Source organism: uncultured Paenibacillus sp. (assembly GCF_963515335.1).
Taxonomy (GTDB): domain Bacteria; phylum Bacillota; class Bacilli; order Paenibacillales; family Paenibacillaceae; genus Paenibacillus_I.
On the sequence record NZ_CAUPYC010000080.1, the window covers coordinates 1 to 17446 of the forward strand.

14 protein-coding genes and 2 pseudogenes are annotated in these 17446 nt (G+C 58.0%); 12 read left to right on the plus strand and 4 right to left on the minus strand.

The features are described 5' to 3' along the window. Positions 1-68: 68 nt before the first annotated feature. Together RWM61_RS18015 and add are read right to left on the minus strand one after the other, a co-directional pair. On the minus strand, positions 69-662 hold the full coding sequence (locus RWM61_RS18015) for a hypothetical protein (protein ID WP_314003374.1): 594 nt from the start codon (positions 660-662) through the stop codon (positions 69-71). A 6-nt stretch (positions 663-668) separates the two neighbouring features. After that, positions 669-1700, minus strand: coding sequence for an adenosine deaminase (add, locus tag RWM61_RS18020; RefSeq protein WP_314003376.1), 1032 nt, complete (start codon positions 1698-1700; stop codon positions 669-671). A 429-nt stretch (positions 1701-2129) separates the two neighbouring features. On the opposite strand from add, the gene RWM61_RS18025 reads away from it, so the two are divergent. The 9 genes and pseudogenes from RWM61_RS18025 (at position 2130) to RWM61_RS18065 (ending at position 12842) form a co-directional block, all read left to right on the plus strand. After that, positions 2130-3302, plus strand: coding sequence for a BMP family ABC transporter substrate-binding protein (locus RWM61_RS18025; protein WP_314003378.1), 1173 nt, complete (start codon positions 2130-2132; stop codon positions 3300-3302). A 110-nt stretch (positions 3303-3412) separates the two neighbouring features. Beyond that, positions 3413-4939, plus strand: coding sequence for an ABC transporter ATP-binding protein (locus tag RWM61_RS18030; protein ID WP_314003380.1), 1527 nt, complete (start codon positions 3413-3415; stop codon positions 4937-4939). Next, on the plus strand, positions 4936-6012 hold the full coding sequence (locus RWM61_RS18035; RefSeq protein ID WP_314003383.1) for an ABC transporter permease: 1077 nt from the start codon (positions 4936-4938) through the stop codon (positions 6010-6012). The genes RWM61_RS18030 and RWM61_RS18035 overlap by 4 nt, the downstream gene beginning before the upstream one ends. 4 nt (positions 6013-6016) lie before the next feature. Next, positions 6017-6979 carry an ABC transporter permease gene (locus RWM61_RS18040; RefSeq protein WP_399538967.1) on the plus strand — a complete coding sequence of 321 codons (963 nt, stop codon included), beginning with the start codon at positions 6017-6019 and terminating at the stop codon, positions 6977-6979. A 122-nt stretch (positions 6980-7101) separates the two neighbouring features. After that, positions 7102-7410, plus strand: a pseudogene (locus RWM61_RS18045) (MBL fold metallo-hydrolase); the annotation flags it as partial. Between the two features lie 97 nt (positions 7411-7507). Then, positions 7508-7840 (plus strand): annotated as a pseudogene (locus RWM61_RS18050) (ATP-binding cassette domain-containing protein); the annotation flags it as partial. 83 nt (positions 7841-7923) lie between these two features. Further along, positions 7924-8985: an ATP-binding protein gene (locus tag RWM61_RS18055; protein WP_314003385.1), complete on the plus strand. Its 1062-nt coding sequence runs from the start codon at positions 7924-7926 to the stop codon at positions 8983-8985. A gap of 186 nt (positions 8986-9171) precedes the next feature. Continuing rightward, positions 9172-9636: a MarR family transcriptional regulator gene (locus RWM61_RS18060; protein WP_314003387.1), complete on the plus strand. Its 465-nt coding sequence runs from the start codon at positions 9172-9174 to the stop codon at positions 9634-9636. After that, the gene (locus RWM61_RS18065) at positions 9633-12842 is read left to right on the plus strand and encodes an MMPL family transporter (protein WP_314003389.1); all 3210 of its coding nucleotides are present in this window, start codon (positions 9633-9635) and stop codon (positions 12840-12842) included. Before RWM61_RS18060 ends, RWM61_RS18065 begins: the two co-directional genes overlap by 4 nt. A 766-nt stretch (positions 12843-13608) precedes the next feature. On the opposite strand, the gene RWM61_RS18070 is transcribed toward RWM61_RS18065, so the two are convergent. Then, positions 13609-13986 (minus strand): hypothetical protein, encoded by a 378-nt coding sequence (locus RWM61_RS18070; protein WP_314003391.1) that lies wholly within the window; start codon positions 13984-13986, stop codon positions 13609-13611. Between the two features lie 161 nt (positions 13987-14147). Here RWM61_RS18070 and RWM61_RS18075 point away from each other — a divergent pair, with 161 nt between their 5' ends. The 3 genes from RWM61_RS18075 to RWM61_RS18085 all read left to right on the plus strand — a co-directional run bounded on the left by RWM61_RS18075 (position 14148) and on the right by RWM61_RS18085 (position 16873). Beyond that, on the plus strand, positions 14148-14822 hold the full coding sequence (locus RWM61_RS18075; protein ID WP_314003394.1) for a response regulator transcription factor: 675 nt from the start codon (positions 14148-14150) through the stop codon (positions 14820-14822). Continuing rightward, positions 14819-16156 (plus strand): HAMP domain-containing sensor histidine kinase, encoded by a 1338-nt coding sequence (locus RWM61_RS18080; RefSeq protein ID WP_314003396.1) that lies wholly within the window; start codon positions 14819-14821, stop codon positions 16154-16156. Before RWM61_RS18075 ends, RWM61_RS18080 begins: the two co-directional genes overlap by 4 nt. Before the next feature lie 252 nt (positions 16157-16408). Further along, on the plus strand, positions 16409-16873 hold the full coding sequence (locus RWM61_RS18085; protein ID WP_314003398.1) for a hypothetical protein: 465 nt from the start codon (positions 16409-16411) through the stop codon (positions 16871-16873). Between the two features lie 54 nt (positions 16874-16927). Here the strand turns inward: RWM61_RS18085 and RWM61_RS18090 are convergent. Then, the coding region (locus RWM61_RS18090; protein WP_314003400.1) for a hypothetical protein at positions 16928-17446 on the minus strand (519 nt) is incomplete at its 5' end.

The window sequence follows — 17446 nt, forward strand, 5'->3', positions numbered from 1 at the left end:
CTATGCGAAAACGCCTCGCTAACGGCACGCAGTGCCGCTAATCCCGCAAACGCCGCCGCAATTTGTCTTTACTTCCCGCACAGCCTTTCCGCCCACTTGTCGTATCGGGCGCTGATCAGACCGAATTCGATCGAACCGTCCAGCAGCCGAATGAGGCGTTCGAGCAGCGGCTTTGCGCCCGCTTCGCGGAAAACGAGGTTGTCGAGACCGGCAACTGTGGCCAAGCCTGTTTCGGCCAGCCGGCCGGCGCGTGCGGCGTATACCTCCACATCGCGGCGCCGCGAATAAGGCAGGATGCACAGGTCGACGGTAAGGCGAGACTTCGGAATCCCGCGCCGCGCCGCGCATTCCAGCAGGAGCTTGACGTTGTCTTCGTATGCGCGCTCCGGCTCGTTCGGATCGTACGGCATCAGGACGATACGGTCGAACATGTCGAATGAGCCGTCGTAAGCATTCCAGAGGGCGGCGTCGAGCCACAGCGAATTGAGCGTGACGCCGCCGCCTCTCCGGGCTTCCGCAAGCACGGCGGGAGCATGGTAGGATTCAAGCCAAACCTCCGCGCCGGGCTCCCGGCGCAGCGGCGGCGTCCCTTCCTTCAAATGAACGCAGCATAGTCCGGTCACGACGGAGGGAGCGGGGTTGTAATAAGGCACAATGCGCACTAGCCGTCACCCTCCTGCAATACCCAACGCCTCGAAACGGCGCTTCATCTCCCGCACCAATTCGGCCTTCTCTTCCCGCGGCAGGAAAGCCGCCTCGGCGCCGTTCAGCGCAATGGCCGCCAGCTCGGACGGCGTAAAGCCGAAGCGCGCGGCAAGCTCCCGGTACTCCCGGGTGATCGTCGTTGCCGAAACGGTCGGATTGTCGGTATGCACCGTCACCGTAATGCCCTGCTCCATATAATCCCGAATCGGGTAATCGTGCCACCCGGACACGGCCTTGGTCTGAATATTGCTGACCGGACACATCTCGAGCGGAATGCGACGATCCCTGACGAGCTGCACGACCGCGGCATCCTCGCAAATCCGGACGCCGTGCCCGATCCTTGCGGCGCCCAGTCCCTCGATCGCTTCCCGAACGTTCCCGGGACCGCCGGCCTCGCCGGCATGAATCGTCACGGGAAGCCCCAATCCCGCCGCCGCGGCGAAAACGCCGCGGAACGGACCCGGGGGGAATCCCGCCTCGTCACCCGCCAGATCCACCGCGACCACGCCTTGGCCCGCAAACCGCGCCGCCGCTTCGACCGTCCGCAGGTTCGTCGCTTCATCGTGGTGGCGCATGCATATGACGATGGCGCGCGCCTTTACGCCGAACTGGGTTTCGCCCCGCCGCAAGCCGTCCGTCACATGCCGGATGACGCCGTCCGCGTCCAGCTTTCCGTTCGTATGAAGCATCGGCGCCCATCGAACCTCTATATATAAGCAATGGTCGGCTGCGGCAGATTCAACCGTTTCGTAAGCGACGCGTTCCAATGCCTCGCCCGTCTGCAGCAGGGGCAGAACGAACCCGAATTTTTGCAAATATTCGGTCAAGCTTCCGGTATCCTCGCCGGCCTGCATGTACGGAAGGAGTTGTTGCGGATCGCCGGCCGGAAGCTGTACGCCCTGAATGCGGGCCAGATCGAGCAGCGTGGAAGGCCGAACGGAGCCGTCCAAATGCAGGTGAAGATCAACCTTGGGCATTTCCGCGATTATATCCAATATCGTACCGCTCCCTTTATAAAGGCGCTTATGGGGAAAACCGCCCTTCTTCCCTCATAGCCGCACCGTCGTGTTTTTCCCCAAATATAGCGGTCGTGCCCGTCGATGTCAATGTTCGTACGGCCGCAGGGCAGGGAGACGCGGCAGCGTCCACAAAAACAACCGCTTTCATTGTAAATCGCAATAAAAGTGCTCCTCAGGACTTTGAAAAATAACGACGGATCCGCATAATAGAAAAATCTTGAAAGGCAATCTTGCCTGTTTGCAAATACTGAAATATGGGGTGATCCGGCGAAAATGCGCCTATGCTTTGACCTATATTATGAAATTTCACGACCGGCGCATCATGCTGTCCACAAAATGTCGATTATGGGTTATAATGAAGAAAGTTTTTGTGAAAGACATATTCTCCCAAGGGGGCACTTGAAAATGAAAAAAAGATCTGTCATGCTGGCGGTCTTGGTCCTGTTGATGGGTTTGCTCGCGGCCTGCGGCGGAGGCAATAACGGAGGCGGCGCAACGAACAACGGGGCGGCGAATAACGGGGCAACGAATGACGGCGGAGCGAACGGCGCTGCCGGCGGCGAAGGCAACGCTGCGGAGCAGCCGAAGGCCGCTTTCAAAGTAGGCATGGTAACGGATTCCGGCACTATCGACGACAAATCGTTTAACCAGGGCACCTGGGAAGGCATTGTGCGGGCAACGGAAGAGCTTGGCCTCGAGAACAAGTATTTGAAGCCGACCGGCACGACGGAAGCGGATTACACGAAGGAGATCGGCAACCTGTACGACGCCGGCTTCAAATTCATCGTCACGCCGGGCTTCAAGTTCGAGACGGCAATCTTCAAGTCTCAGGAGAAATATGCGGACGCCAGGTTCGTTCTCATCGACGGCGCGCCGAAGGACGACAAAGGCAATGCAATGGTCAAGGAAAACACGGTTTCCATCTTCTTCGCGGAGCAGGAGTCGGGCTTCCTTGCCGGCGTCGCAACCTCGGTACATATTAAGGAAGGCGATGCGGGCTTCATCGGCGGCATGGAAATTCCTCCGGTGCAGAAGTTCAACTGGGGCTTCCAGCAAGGCGTGAAATATGCGAACGACAATTTCGGCACGAAGGTAACGATCAAGAAAGAGAACGTTATTTACCAAGGCACGTTTGACAACGTGGCGGCCGGCGGCCAATTGGCGGCGTCGATGTATGACCGCGGCGTGAAGGTCATCTTCGCGGCGGCGGGCGGCGTAGGCGTAGGCGCGATCAACGAAGCCAAACAGCGTGCAACCGGCGGCAAGGAAGCCTGGATCGTTGGCGTTGACGTCGACCAATACGCGGACGGCGAATATGCGGACGGCAAGTCGGTCATTCTGACTTCCGCCATGAAGAAAATCGACCAGGCCGCATATGATATGATCGTCGCCGAGACGAAAGGCGAGTTCCCGGGCGGACAGACGCTGACCTTCGACGCCAAGAACGACGGCGTCGGGCTTCCGGCAGAGAACCCGAACCTCAGCGAAGAGGCGGTCGCGAAAACGAACGAAGTGTTCGGGAAGCTGAAAGCCGGAGAAATTACGGTGGCTGCCGAACAAGGAGATTTGATCAAGTAAAGCGAATGTAAAAAGACAACCTAAAAAAAGACGGATGCTCCGTCTTTTTTTAGTGTATAAGGAAGTACAGATTTGTTTTATCATCCTTCTTGGAGGAGGAAATTTGTTCCATGGATTACGCTGTGGAGATGCTCGGCATACGCAAGGAGTTTCCGGGAGTCGTCGCCAACGACGACATCACGCTTCAACTGAAGCGGGGGGAAATACACGCCCTGCTCGGCGAGAACGGGGCAGGCAAATCGACGCTCATGGGCATTCTGTTCGGCATGTACCAAGCGGATCGCGGCATGATCAAGGTGAACGGCAAGGAAGTTCGCATCGCCAATCCGAATGTCGCCAACCGGCTGGGAATCGGGATGGTGCATCAGCATTTCAAGCTGGTGGATACGTTCACGGTCACGGAAAATATCATACTCGGCAGCGAAACCCGCAGGTGGGGCTTTCTGCTTGATACGGGCAAGGCCGCCAAACGGATTGCGGAGCTCTCCCGCAGATACGGCTTAAACGTCGACCCCGACGCCAAAATCGAGGACATATCGGTCGGCATGCAGCAGCGGGTGGAAATTCTGAAAGTGCTGTACCGGAACGCCGATGTGCTTATTCTGGACGAGCCCACCGCCGTTCTGACGCCGCAGGAAATCCAGGAGCTGGGAGCCATCCTGAAAAACCTGATTCAGGAAGGCAAATCGATTATTCTGATCACCCATAAGCTGAAAGAAATCAAGGCGTTCGCCGACCGCTGCACGGTTATTCGCCGCGGCCGCACGATCGGAACGGTTGAAGTGGCCGCGGCCAGCGAAGCGGTGATGGCGGAGATGATGGTAGGCCGCCAGGTGTCCTTCAAGGTGGACAAGAAGCCGGCGGCGCCCGGAGAAGCCGTGCTGCAGGTCGATTCGCTGTCGGTCAACAGCAACAAGAAGGTGCGGGGCTTGAACGGCGTCTCTCTCGAGGTGCGGGCGGGAGAAATTCTGGGCGTCGCGGGCGTCGAGGGCAACGGCCAATCCGAGCTGGTGGAGGCGGTAACCGGTCTGCGCAAGGCGGAGTCGGGCAGCATTCGTTTAAAAGGAGAAGAAATTTCCGGTCTCGGCATCCGGGACCGCAACGAAAGCGGCATCGGCCATATTCCGGAGGACCGGCACAAGCGCGGGCTCGTGCTGGATTATACGCTGGCCGAGAATATGGTGCTCGAGGTTTATCATCGCGAGCCGTTCTCCAAGAACGGCATTCTGAACAAGCAGGCCATCCGTTCCTACGCGGAGCGGATTATCGGCAGCTTCGACGTGCGGTCGGGACAAGGCGCGGCTTCGATCGCCCGCTCGTTATCCGGCGGCAATCAGCAGAAGGCGATCATCGGCCGCGAGATCGAAGGCGATCCCGAGCTGCTGATCGCGGTACAGCCGACACGGGGGCTGGATGTGGGGTCGATCGAGTACATCCACAAGCGGCTGATCGAGCACCGCGACCGGGGCAAAGCGGTTCTGCTCATCTCGCTTGAGCTTGACGAGGTGCTGAACGTTTCGGACCGGATCGCGGTGCTGAACAACGGCGAGCTGGTCGGGATCGTTGAAGCGGCCGCAACGAATGAGAACGAGCTGGGTCTGATGATGGCCGGCGTGAGGAAGGGAGAGACCGCATGAGAAACACGATCGTTTCCCTTCTGGCGGTTTTGTTCGGGCTTCTGGCCGGAGCGGTGCTTATGGCCGTGACCGGTCATGATCCGATCGAAGGCTACAAATATCTGATGCAGGGCGGTTTGAAAAACACGGAACGGATCGGGAACACGCTTGCCACGGCAACCCCGCTTATTTTCACGGGATTGTCGGTCGCTTTCGCTTTCCGTACCGGTTTGTTCAATATCGGCGCAGCGGGCCAAATGCTGATCGGAGGTCTGTGCGCGACGGCGATCGGCCTGACCTTCGATTGGCCGAGGGCGGTCCTGTTGACCGCCATGATCCTCGCGGGCTTCATCGGGGGGGCGCTGTGGGCTTTCCTTCCCGGTCTGCTCAAAGCCAAATACAATGTGCATGAAGTCGTCTCGACCATCATGCTGAACTGGATTGCCTACTGGACCGTGTACTATGCCGTCCCGGCCTATTTCAAAGCGGAATCGCTGGAAACCGAGTCCAGGCTGCTGCCGGAGTCGGCGACCCTGCGGGTGGCCGGCTTGTCCGAGATGTTCGACGGCTCGTTTATCAACCTAGGCATATTTCTCGGCCTGATCGGGGTTATTGTCATGGCGTTCATCATCGACCGCACGACCCTCGGCTACGAGCTCAAGGCGGTCGGCTTCAACCGGCACGCCGCGGAGTATGGCGGCATCGCGGTCAACCGCAGCATCGTCCTGTCGATGCTCATCTCGGGCGGTCTGTCGGGGCTCGGAGGCATGGTGCAGTATGCGGGCAACGCCGCCAATATCCAGATCGGCATCCTGCCGTCGCAGGGCTTCGACGGAATCGCCGTCGCGCTGCTCGGCGCGAATGCGCCGGGAGGCGTGCTGCTGGCTGCGATCTTTTTCGGTTTGCTCTACTCGGGCCGGGGCTTCATGAACGCGATGACCGAGGTGCCGCCCGAGATTGCGGATTCGATCATCGCGATCATTATCTATTTCGCGGCGACCAGCATTTTGATCGAACGGCTTGTGCGCAGATTCAGGGGCAGGCTTTCGTTAAACCGGCCGAAAGCTTCGTCGCAGCCGGGGAAGGGGGACTGACGCAATGGACGAGTTGTGGAAGATACTGCAGCAGATAGCGCCGTACGCGATCGTGTTCACCATCCCTCTCCTGATTACCGCGCTCGGCGCGCTGTTCAGCGAGCGAAGCGGGATCGTCAACATCGGTCTTGAAGGGCTTATGGTCGTCGGCGCGTTTATGGGCGCGTTCGTCGTATTTCGGCTGCAGGAGACGATGGCGAACAAGGCGGCGGCCATCTGGATCGGGCTGCTTGCCGCTTTCGCGGCGGGCGTGATCTTCTCGCTGCTTCACGCGTTTGCGAGCATCAATCTGAGCGCGAACCAGGTGATCAGCGGCACGGCCATCAATATGCTGGCCGGCGCGCTCACCGTCTTCCTGTCGCGCAATATGACGGGAAGCGGCAACATTCGCATTCAGCAAGGCTTTCTGCCGTTCGATATTCCGGGGCTTTCGGATATTCCGGTGATCGGACCGCTGGTTTTTACAAAAACCTATTGGACGACGTGGCTCATTCTGCTCATCGTCGCCATCAGCACTTTTATCCTGTACAAGACGCCGTTCGGCTTGCGGCTGCGTTCATGCGGCGAGCACCCGCATGCGGCCGAGGCCGCGGGCATTAACGTGCGGGGCATGCGCTACATAGGGGTCATGATATCCGGAGGTTTCTCGGCGCTCGGCGGGGCGGTCATCATCATGACATTCTCCGGCGAATTTTCCGGAACGGTGTCCGGTCTCGGGTTCCTGGCGCTCGCGGCGCTGATTTTCGGCCAATGGAGACCGCTCGGCATCGTTGCGGCTACCCTGTTTTTCGGCTTTGCCAGCACGGTCGCGAACGTATCGCAGGTTATCCCGTCGCTGTCGGTCATTCCGCCGTTCGTGCTTAAAGTGTTCCCGTATGCGGCGACGCTGATCGCGCTCGTCCTGTTCTCGAAAACGTCCAGGGCGCCGAAGGCTGCGGGAGAGCCGTTCGACTCGGCCAAGCGTTAGAGACGCCCGCCGGCTCGACTTTTGATTCCTGATATTGAATAATGGGGGGAGGCGGGGTTAACCGCTTCCGCCGTATCCGAATGACGGAAGGAGCCGAACGATGAATTTCACGTTTTTGGGACATCGACGGCCTTACAATCTACCATGCCGGCGACACTTCGCTGTTCGGCGACATGAAGATCATCGGCGATAGGAACCGGATCGACCTTGCGTTCCTCCCGATCGGCGACAACTTCACGATGGGCCCGGACGATGCGTTGATCGCCGCCGAATGGCTGAAGGCGAAGCGCGTGGTCCCTGTGCATTACGACACCTTTTCGCCGATTGCGCAGGACGGGCATGCCTTCGCCGAGGCGCTGGCCGCGCGCGGCATCGAAGGCATCGTGCTGAAGCCGGGCGAATCGGTCGAATTGGACGCGGGCAGAACCTGAAAACGAGCAAAAAACCTGTCTCCCGGCGAGACAGGTTTTTTGCTTCCCCCACTTGGAAGCAGCCGGTATATAATTGAGGTGTGAGGTTTATTACATAATCCGTTACGGCAGGCTGGATGCAACCGATGAGGAAGTGCGGCAGGCGGCCGAAGCGGCCAATGCGCATTCGTTTATCGTCAAGCTTCCGCGGCGGGGGTACGATACGATGCTGCAGCAGGACGGCGGCGGCATCAGCCAAGGCCAGAAGCAGCTGCTCTCCATCGCCCGCATGATGCTGGCCGATCCCTCGATCCTGATTATCCTGATTCTGGATGAGGCGACCAGCAGTATCGATACGATCACGGAGATCAAAATCCAGGAGGCGCTTTACCGGCTAATGGAGGGGAGAACGAGCATCGTGATCGCCCACCGGCTGAACACGGTAAATCAGGAAAAGTGCTTTACGGAGGAGAGGGAATTGTCGGATAATTAGAACGATAACGTTGCATATCTGAGTTCAGGAGCGATGCGAGTATGACAGTTTCGGGACTTGACAACGATCCGAACCGTTCCGTCCTTTACCCTATGCTGGATCGGATGACGGACGGATTTTACGCAATGGACAGCGACGGGCGATGCGTGTATGCGAATGCGGCCGCGTATCGCTTGGTTTTCCGAGACCAGAGCTCCCTGATAGGCAAGCTTCTCCCGGATGATCTGCCGGATACCGCGCATTCAGAGTTGTTCGCGCGGGTCGGGCAAGCGATGCTGCGGCAGCGGGCCGAACGGTTCGATTACTTCGACGGATCGTCGGGCACATGGCTGAACGTAAGCGTTTTTCCTTCCGCAGAAGGGATTTCCGTCCTGCTGCGCGACATAACCGCGGACAAGCAGGCCGCCGAGCAGACAGAGGATCTGCTGCGCAAGTCGGAGAAGCTGAAGATGGCCGGCCAGCTGGCAGCCGGAATCGCGCACGAGATCCGCAACCCGTTGACCTCGTTGAAAGGCTTCTCGAAGCTGCTCCGCGGGGCGTCGGGCGAGCAGGCCGAACGTTACCATCACATCATGGAGAACGAATTCAACCGGATCGAGATGATTCTCGGCGAACTGCTGGTGCTGGCGAAGCCGCAGACGGCAGTGTACCAAACCTGGGATGCCCGCCTGATCGTGCAGGATGTGCTGGATCTTCTCGGCAGCCAGGCGATTCTGAACGATGTCGTCATCCATACGGACATCCATGCCGGGAACTGCTCGGTCAAGTGCGAGAAAAACCAGATCAAGCAGGTGATCATGAACGTCGTAAAAAACGCGATCGAGGCGATGCCCGAAGGAGGCAATTTGCGGGTGGCGGTCGGTTCGAGCGGCGGCGAGGTGCTGATCCGCGTCGCCGACGAAGGTGTCGGCATTGCAGAGGACAAGCTGCTCAAGCTTGGAGAGCCTTTTTATACGACGAAGGATAGAGGCACCGGCCTCGGCTTGATGGTGAGCTATAGAATTATCGAAGAGCATGAGGGCAAGATCGAATTCAAAAGCAAGCCGGGGGAAGGAACGGAGGTCTGCATCCGGCTGCCCGGGCATGAGGATCCTTCGTTTTGACTTGAGAGCGATTGCATCGTGAATAAATACGGTAACGGCTGCGCTGCTCCACTCGGGGGGCGCTTCTTTTTGGCGTGCCGCCGGGTCAGGCGTTGACTTTGCAAACGTACGCTGATATAGTTTCATTATCAAATAATTCGACTAAAGTATAGTTTGCCTGTCGAAGTAAAAGGAGAATAGGATGCCATGCAACACGGTCAGCTGAAGTCGATTATCCAGCGTTACGAGCAGGCGCATTTCACCGTGAATCGAAGGCTCAATGCGCTGATCCGCAAAGATATGGGAGAGGAAATGACGCTTGATCAATATTCGACGATCCGCTACATTCTCAGCCGCGGCCGCTGCAAGTCCTCCGAGCTGGCGGACGCTTTCTGCGTCGGCAAAAGCTCGATTACGGCGATCGTAACGCGCCTCGTCGACAAACGCCTGATCTCGCGGATCCCGGACGAGAAGGATCGCCGGGTGACGTACCTGTCGGTCACCGAAGAGGGGAAACGGCTGTCGGATGAGGTCGAGGAGCGAATCCAGGAGCTGCTGTACGGTTATATGGGACAGTTCGACGGGAAAGAAGCGCTCGCTTTTATCGAAACGTTTGAGAAATTGGCCAAGGTATTGACCGAACCGGCTGAAGGGGGCCACGAGACGAAATGAGGACGATTCTGAAAATCCGGTGGCTGATGCCGGTCTTATGGCTTGCGGCCGCGGTGGGTCTGATGCTGACGGCGCCGAATATGGAGGAGCTGGTGCGGGAGAAGGGGCAGATCGACGTCCCCGAAGGCTATTCCTCCTCCGTGGCGGCCGGGCTGCTCAATGAAATGGGCGGGAATGCCGCCGACGGCGGCGAATCCGCCGTGCTGGTGTTTCACAAGGCATCGGGCTTGACGGACGGCGATATGGCTGAGATCAGGCAAGGCCTGGATAAGCTGAAGGCGGAGGGCGAAGCCTACGGGATTAAATCCGTCACGAGCCACTTCGACAATGAACAGCTTGAGAAGCTGATGGTCGCCGAGGACGGCAAAACGGTGCTGGCGCTGGTCGATGTCGACTTCGGCGGCCGCACCCCGGCGGAAGCCCGCGATGCGCTTTACGAAGCCGCCTCTTCGATCAAGGTGGAGCATTATTTTACAGGCGGCTGGATCATATCGGAGGACGTCGTACAAAGCTCGCAGGAGGGTCTGAAGAAGACGGAAATCATTACGGTTGCCTTCATTCTCGTCATTCTGTTCGTCGTGTTCCGCTCGGCGGCGGCGCCGTTCATCCCTCTGCTGGCGGTCGGATTCAGCTATCTGGTTTCCCAGTCGGTCGTCGCTTTTCTGGTCAAGTACGCGGATTTCCCGCTTTCGACCTTCACCCAGATTTTTATGGTCGCCGTCCTGTTCGGGATCGGTACGGATTACTGCATCCTGCTGATCAGCCGGTTTAAGGAGGAGCTGGCCCATTCGGGCGATAAAACGGAGGCGATCCTGCAGACGTACCGGACGGCCGGCCGCACGGTGCTGTTCTCCGGTCTGGCGGTGCTGGTCGGCTTCGTTTCGATCGGGTTCTCCACCTTCGTGCTGTACCGGTCCGCCGTAGCGGTGGCGGTCGGCGTCGCGGTTATGCTGATCGCGCTTGTGACGCTGGTGCCGTTCTTCCTCTCGGTGTTCGGCAAGGCGCTTTTCTGGCCGGCCAAAGGCTCGATTGAGCATAAGCCGAGCCGTCTATGGGGCGCGGCGGGATCGTTCTCGTTGAGGAAGCCGGTGTGGGCGCTGCTCGTGATCGCCGTGCTGATGGTGCCGTTCCTGGCGGCTTTCCGCAATACGGCGTCGTTCAACTCGCTCGATGAAATCGGCGACAAATACGACTCCGTCAAGGCGTTCAATCTGATTTCGGGGAGCTTCGGCCCCGGCGAATCGCTGCCGACGACCGTTGTGGTGAAGGTCGACGAGCCGCTTGATTCGCAGGCAGGCTTGGCGGCGGTCGAGCAGGTGAGCCGGGAGCTCGCCAAGGTCGACGGCGTGAAGGCGGTGCGCAGCGCGACCCGTCCGACCGGCGATCCGCTGGGCGACCTGCAGGTCACCGAGCAGATGGGCACGCTTGGCGACGGGATCGGGCAGAGCGAAGAGGGCTTGGGACAAATCGGCCAAGGGCTGTCGGAAGCGAGCGGCGCGCTCGGCGCGAATGCGCCGAAGCTGCGGGAGGCGGAGACAGGCGCCGGCGAGCTTGCCGCCGGGACGCAGCAGCTGAAGGCCGGCCTTGCCGAGCTTGGCGACGGGCTGAAGCGGATCGAGACCGGACTGAAGGAAGGCTCGATCGGCGCCGGCGAGCTGGCGGCGGGCGCGGCGCAGGCGAAGGCGAACGCCGACAAGCTCAGCGCGGCCGGCAAGGAGCTGTTGGCGAGCTACCGGAAGCTGGGCGGCGGCCTCGCGCAATTGTCGCAGGCGTATGCCGAGGTGGAGGCCGGCCAAGCGGCTCTGGCGGCGGGCTTGGTTGAGGCTGAGCGGGGCTTGGGCGGTCTCGGACAGAAATATCCGGAGCTGCGGGACGACCCGGATTACGTTCGGCTGCAAGGCTCGGTAAGCGGCATGCGGACGAACGCGGCCCAGCTTGGCGAGAGCCTCCGTCAGCTGAATGGTCAATTGGCCGGCATATCCGGCGGGTTAGAGCAGGCGAACGAGGGGCTTTCGCAAGCCGCGGCCGGCCAAGCGGCGCTCACGCAAGGTCTCGCTTCGCTGGCGCAAGGGCTAGGCGAGCTGCAGGCGGGCATCGGGCAGGCGGCGGGCGGACAGAGCCGCATCGTTGCCGGGCTGCCGGCGTTGACGGGAGGCCTCGACGGGCTGGCGGCGGGCCAGCGCGAGCTGCAGAGCGGTTTTGCGCAGCTGAACGGCCAGCTTGGCGAGCTTACGACCGGGCTGGATCAAAGTGTGGACGGCCTGAGCCGGGTAACCGGCGGATTGCAGTCGGCCCAGTCCTATTTGGATGAACTGGCCGGCGCGCCGGATAAGCAGCTGACGGGCTGGTTCATCCCCCAGGAAGCGATCGCGAGCGGCGATTTCCGGAAGGCGCTGGACGTTTACCTCTCCGAGGATCGCCGGACCGCCAAGTTCGACGTGGTGTTCGAGGGCAATCCTTACGAGCTCGCGACGATGGCGAAGATTGACGAGCTGCAGGCGGCCGCCGAGCGCGCATTGAAGGGAACGCCGGCCGGTGACGGCGCGACTGTGGCGGTCGGCGGGGTTTCGAGCGCCAATGAAGACTTGCGCAATATTTCGGCGGCGGATTACTCGCGTACCGTCGTGATGATGCTGATCGGCATTACGCTCATCCTGATTCTTCTGTTCCGGTCGGTCGTTATGCCGATCTACCTGGTGCTTTCGCTGCTGCTGACGTATTATACGTCGTTGGCGATTGCGGAAGTGATCTTTGTGCGGATCGCCGGACTGTCGGGCATCAGCTGGGCCGTGCCGTTCTTCGGCTTCGTCATGCTGATGGCGCTCGGCATCGACTACAGCATTTTCCTCATGGACCGCTTCAAGGAGTACCGGCACTTGAAGCCGGCGGAGGCGATTCTGCTTGCGATGAAAAATATGGGGTCGGTCATCATGTCCGCGGCCCTCATTCTCGGCGGCACGTTTGCGGCCATGCTGCCCTCGGGCGTCATGTCGCTGCTCCAGATCGCGACGATCGTGCTATCCGGCCTTTTCCTGTATGCGCTGATCGTGCTGCCGCTGTTCATCCCCGTCATGGTGCGCACCTTCGGCGAAGCCAATTGGTGGCCGTTCATGAAACGTGAAGGCGCACGCGACACAGAGGCGGAGGCAGAGGCGAAGGCGAACGATAAGGGACGCCTGGATTTGGACCCCATACAAGGCAGGTAACCGTTATGACTCCATCCGAAAAATGGGGCTGTTCCAAAAGGCAATTTATGATTTTTTACGCCCCACTTAGAGCTTGATTTCATGTGTAAGAACCTCCATCTCCACTTTACTAGTGGTTTTGGAGGTTCTTCTGCGTGAAAATTGGGACCTACTCATTTATACGAACATTTTTGGGACAGCCCTAGGCTGTTGAGAAAAGCCTAATGGGTTGAAACTACAAGGAATCCCGCAGTTGTTTACGAGATGAAGGGCCTGATCAACCGCATCCGACGGAGCGAAACGTCCGGTATTGCCGCTAAACCTGCAGAGGCCAGCGTTCTTTAAACAATCACGCTACGCCTTGTTGGAAATCCTCCAATCAATCATGCTCTTTTCGCTGATAAGCCGGTCTATGTTGCATAACGTCCAACGAAAACCCCGCATTTTTCTCCGAATCGTCATTTCCCGCATCATTTGGCTGGAGAGAATCCAATATAGCCGCAGAGAAGAGGACGACAACCTGATTTGTGTTGGATGAAATCCAATGGGCGCAATGCGATTTAATGCGCTCGGTAAGGCGTCACCGGAAAATACGCCAGGCAACGGGGCCCCGGGATCGCCCAACAGGCCGAGACAAACGAAGAGAACCCAGCATCTATAAGGATGCTGGGTTTCTCGACAAGCTGAAGTTGCACACCGGCAGGTGTGCGGCTGTTTGCGCTTATCGAGGGATATAATCCGGACTTACCGTATTCTTCACTTGGTCTGAAAATCGCTGAATCCAAAATCAGGTATACAGAAGCGTGATGACAAGCAGCTCATACAGGACAAGCGGCAGAATGGCGCTGGAGAGCACAGGCGCGAAGAAGGCGCGGGGAGCCGGATAGCCTGCCGGATAGCCGGTGTAGCCGGGGTATCCGGAATAGGCCGGATCCGGGTAACCTGTCTGCTCCGCCCCTGTCGGTCCGACGTGCAAATACAGATGGCAGCGGTCGGCGCCCATCAGGATGCCCTCATAGGTACGCCCGTCGAGCGTCTGCACGCGCACCGATAATCCGGTGCAGCGGACTGCAATATCGGCCAATGTATTTTTAACGGCCACAAGCGTCTGAAGCCACGACGGGTCGGCGTTGTAGACGACCTGCGGCAATGGTGGTTGAACCATGGACGAATTCCTCCTCGAATGTGCGGTTTTGCTTCACCATATGCATACGCCCAGGGAAGGGTGCCCGTGCGGGCGGCGATTTTTAAACCAAATTTAACTTCCTATTTCACCGGGCATTGCCTATGATGGGTTCAAACCGCTATAAACGAGGGCTGACCTATATGCGAAAAAGAGTGCTGTACATCGAGGATGACAAGGAGATCGGGAGTTGGGTCAAGGACAATCTGGAGCAGCGCGGCTACATCGTCGAATGGCTCGTCTCGGGCGACGATGCGCCGCGGTTTGTCCGGCAGGCGGATATCGTTGTGCTCGACGTGATGCTGCCCGGGCTGGACGGCTTTACCGTGGGACAGCGGCTGAAAAAGGAGACTCCGGACGTGCCGATCCTGATGCTCTCCGCACGGACGGCGGTGGACGATAAGCTGCAGGGGCTGCTTTTTGCCGACGATTATGTGACCAAGCCGTTCCACCCGGACGAGCTGGCCGCCCGCATGGAGGTGCTGCTGCGTCGGTACGGGCAGGGGATCGGCAAGGAGGTGCGCCTCGGCCACATAACGGTCAGGATCGACAGCCAGTCGGTGGTCGACAACCGGACCGGGGAGGAAATCCCGCTGACTGCGAAGCAGCTGCAGATCCTGCTGTATTTTCTGAAGAACCCGAACAGGATCGTGACGAAGGAGCAGATTTACGAGGCGGTTTGGGGAGAGCCTTTTATGGATGGCGACAAAACGGTTATGGTGCATATCCGCTACCTGCGGGAAAAAATCGAGCTCGATCCGGGGGACCCGGCGATTATCGAGACGATCCGCGGCATCGGCTACCGGGTGAAGCAATGAAGGCGCTGGTCGACAGGCTGAGGCTGCAAAACTCGCTCCTGTCCAAATATCTGCTCATCCTGCTGTGCGCGACGGTACTGCTGCCGATTGTGTATCCGCTCGTCAACGTTGTCCTCTATTATTCAACGGCGGAGGGACAATACGGGCAGGAGGGGCTTTATCAGAACGGGGCCAAGCTGGAGCGGATGTGGCATGATGAGGCGGACAAGCTGGGAGGCTTGTCCGCTGCCGGGGTGGATGCGGCCCTGCGCAGATTGAAAGGGGAATACCCGCTGGCCGCCATGTACAGGGTTGACGGCAGCGGGCGTACCGGATTGGTGCTGCCGGGAGGCACGGAGGAGAGCGGCGGCGATGTGCAGGCAGGCACGCCCGCTTCAGTCGGTGTGCCCGAGGTGTGGACGCCGGGCTATACGGTCCGGTTCATGAAGGAACGAATCAATGGCGATCCGTTCACGATCGTAGCGTTCATCGGCGGCGATGAGCGGCAGGGCTTTATGGTTTTCGAGGTGCCGCGGGCGGAGATGATATCGGAGGGACAGCGTGTCGTTCAAGACCGGAGCACGATCGTTATTGCGGGAATGCTGCTCGTTCTGGCGCTGTTTCTGTTTGTCTCGCTTATGTTCTTCTACCGCATCCGGCGGCGGCTTGTCCGCTTGCAGACGGCGATGACCGCTCCTTCGGAGAACGGCATCCCGAGTCCGGTCGAGGTTTATAACGAGGATGAAATCGGCAGGCTCGAGGGCGCGTTCAACGGCATGATCGGCAAGCTGCAGGACGGCCGCCGGCGCGAAGCCGAGGAGGAGGCGCTGCGCCGCGACCTGATCGCCAAGCTGTCGCACGATTTGCGCACGCCGATGACCGCGATCCGCGCGCACGCCTTCGGCTTGAAGGCTGAGCCGGCGCTTAGCGACAAGGGCAGGACATCCGTAGAGCTGATCGAGCGGAAAATCGGGTATCTCGGCCGGCTGATCGAGAATCTTTTCTCCTATACGCTTCTCTCCGCACGCAAATACCCGTACCGTCCTGCCGATACCGACATCGTGCGCCTCGCGCGAACGTTGATCGCGGGATGGTATCCGGTGTTCGAGGAGGAGCGGTTAACGATCGAGCTCGACCTGCCGGAGGAGACGGGCGTCCGATGGACGGTCGACCCGGAGTGGATGGAACGGGTTCTGGACAACTACGTGCAAAATGTGCTGCGTCACGCCAAAAACGGGCGCTATGTCCGGTTCGCGGTATCTCCCGAAGACGGGGGAGCGATTGTGATCGAGGACCGCGGTCCGGGCATGAGCGCCGAGTCCGCCGAGCAAGGAGCGGTCTTGGCCTATCCATAGCCGCGATCATGATGAAGGAGATGGGGCTGGAGGCCGACGTCCGCACAGGGCCCGAAGGAACGTCGATCACGATACGGAGGTAAGATGGTGAAACATGATAAGTCACTGCATTTGTCAATGATGAAATCTGCGGTACAGCGGAATAATCATTAATTCCTTGAGGATGTAGCATACGGAGGTGCAGGCGAGGATGTAATAAGTAAGTGTATTATAGGGAATGCTGAAATCAGCAAAAAAAAGGAGTGAGCACAATTGTTTTTCGTCAAAGCTTTGGGGATAGTCATCAGTTTGTTTTTGGTCACTGATGTTTCTGCTATTGAAAATGATTTTAAGAAAAATGAGATCGTCCGATCTTTTGAAAAGCAATGTGATTGTAAATTGAAGTACCCTTCTTATTTGCCATTTAAGCCATCCAGTGTAAATGTTGAAAGTGATAAGAATGGCGGCATAAGAATCATTTATGAAAATAAACGTTCAAATCAAACGCTTAATGTAGATATTGGTATTGCCAATAACTATAACCATGTTTTTAAAGGAGAAAAAGTTTTGCTCGCTGATGGGACACAGGCGAGTTATTACTACGACAGAACACGAAGCGTAGCCGAGATCATGCTTTTTGAAAAAAACGATTTATTGTACGGTATAGGGTTGAAGATTAACGAAGAATCACCAACCGGACCCGAAATATTGCGAAAAGTTGCGGATTCGATGAAATAAAGAAATAGGGAAGCGATTCTCGATCGCTCCCCTATTTCTTCTCTATTCGGATGCTCAAGGAAAGTCAGTTTGTATTTTCCCTGTTCCTGAGCATCCCGTTTGTCCTCCCCCACATGATGCAGCCAAGTAATACCAGCCGTTGGAAGGAGCATACATGTATCCGTAATTATTGCCGTTTCCTGCGCCCGCTGTTTTTAACCCATAAACCTGGCTACTATCAGATGTTACCTTAACGGCAAATCCCACGGAATGTTTACTTCCAGAATTTTGCCAATCGTAATATATCAAATCACCCTGTTCAAAATAAATAGCAGATGAGCCGGCGGAAACGTCGGTAGTAGACAGTGTTAAATATCTGCACGTGACAAGTGTGCCGTAACTATCATAGTAGCTGCATGTTCCGGTTGTAGCGGCCGTGGCCTGCCCTGTATTAGTCAGAATGATGGCTAGAGCAAAGACCAAAAAGGCTAGGGATACTTTTTTTGCCCAATCTTTAATATCTGTTATTAACATTATTAATCCTGAAATATTCACAGCACGATGCTGAAAATCCCGGAACCCATGTATATCAAG

Coding starts and splice junctions, on each gene's coding strand:
- RWM61_RS18075 (WP_314003394.1), top strand. CDS start 14,148: ATGCGAAAAAGAGTGCTGTACATCGAGGATGACAAGGAGATCGGGAGT.
- RWM61_RS18060 (WP_314003387.1), top strand. CDS start 9,172: ATGCAACACGGTCAGCTGAAGTCGATTATCCAGCGTTACGAGCAGGCG.
- RWM61_RS18030 (WP_314003380.1), top strand. CDS start 3,413: ATGGATTACGCTGTGGAGATGCTCGGCATACGCAAGGAGTTTCCGGGA.
- RWM61_RS18065 (WP_314003389.1), top strand. CDS start 9,633: ATGAGGACGATTCTGAAAATCCGGTGGCTGATGCCGGTCTTATGGCTT.
- RWM61_RS18055 (WP_314003385.1), top strand. CDS start 7,924: ATGACAGTTTCGGGACTTGACAACGATCCGAACCGTTCCGTCCTTTAC.
- RWM61_RS18070 (WP_314003391.1), bottom strand. CDS start 13,986: ATGGTTCAACCACCATTGCCGCAGGTCGTCTACAACGCCGACCCGTCG.
- RWM61_RS18080 (WP_314003396.1), top strand. CDS start 14,819: ATGAAGGCGCTGGTCGACAGGCTGAGGCTGCAAAACTCGCTCCTGTCC.
- RWM61_RS18025 (WP_314003378.1), top strand. CDS start 2,130: ATGAAAAAAAGATCTGTCATGCTGGCGGTCTTGGTCCTGTTGATGGGT.
- RWM61_RS18035 (WP_314003383.1), top strand. CDS start 4,936: ATGAGAAACACGATCGTTTCCCTTCTGGCGGTTTTGTTCGGGCTTCTG.
- RWM61_RS18040 (WP_399538967.1), top strand. CDS start 6,017: ATGGACGAGTTGTGGAAGATACTGCAGCAGATAGCGCCGTACGCGATC.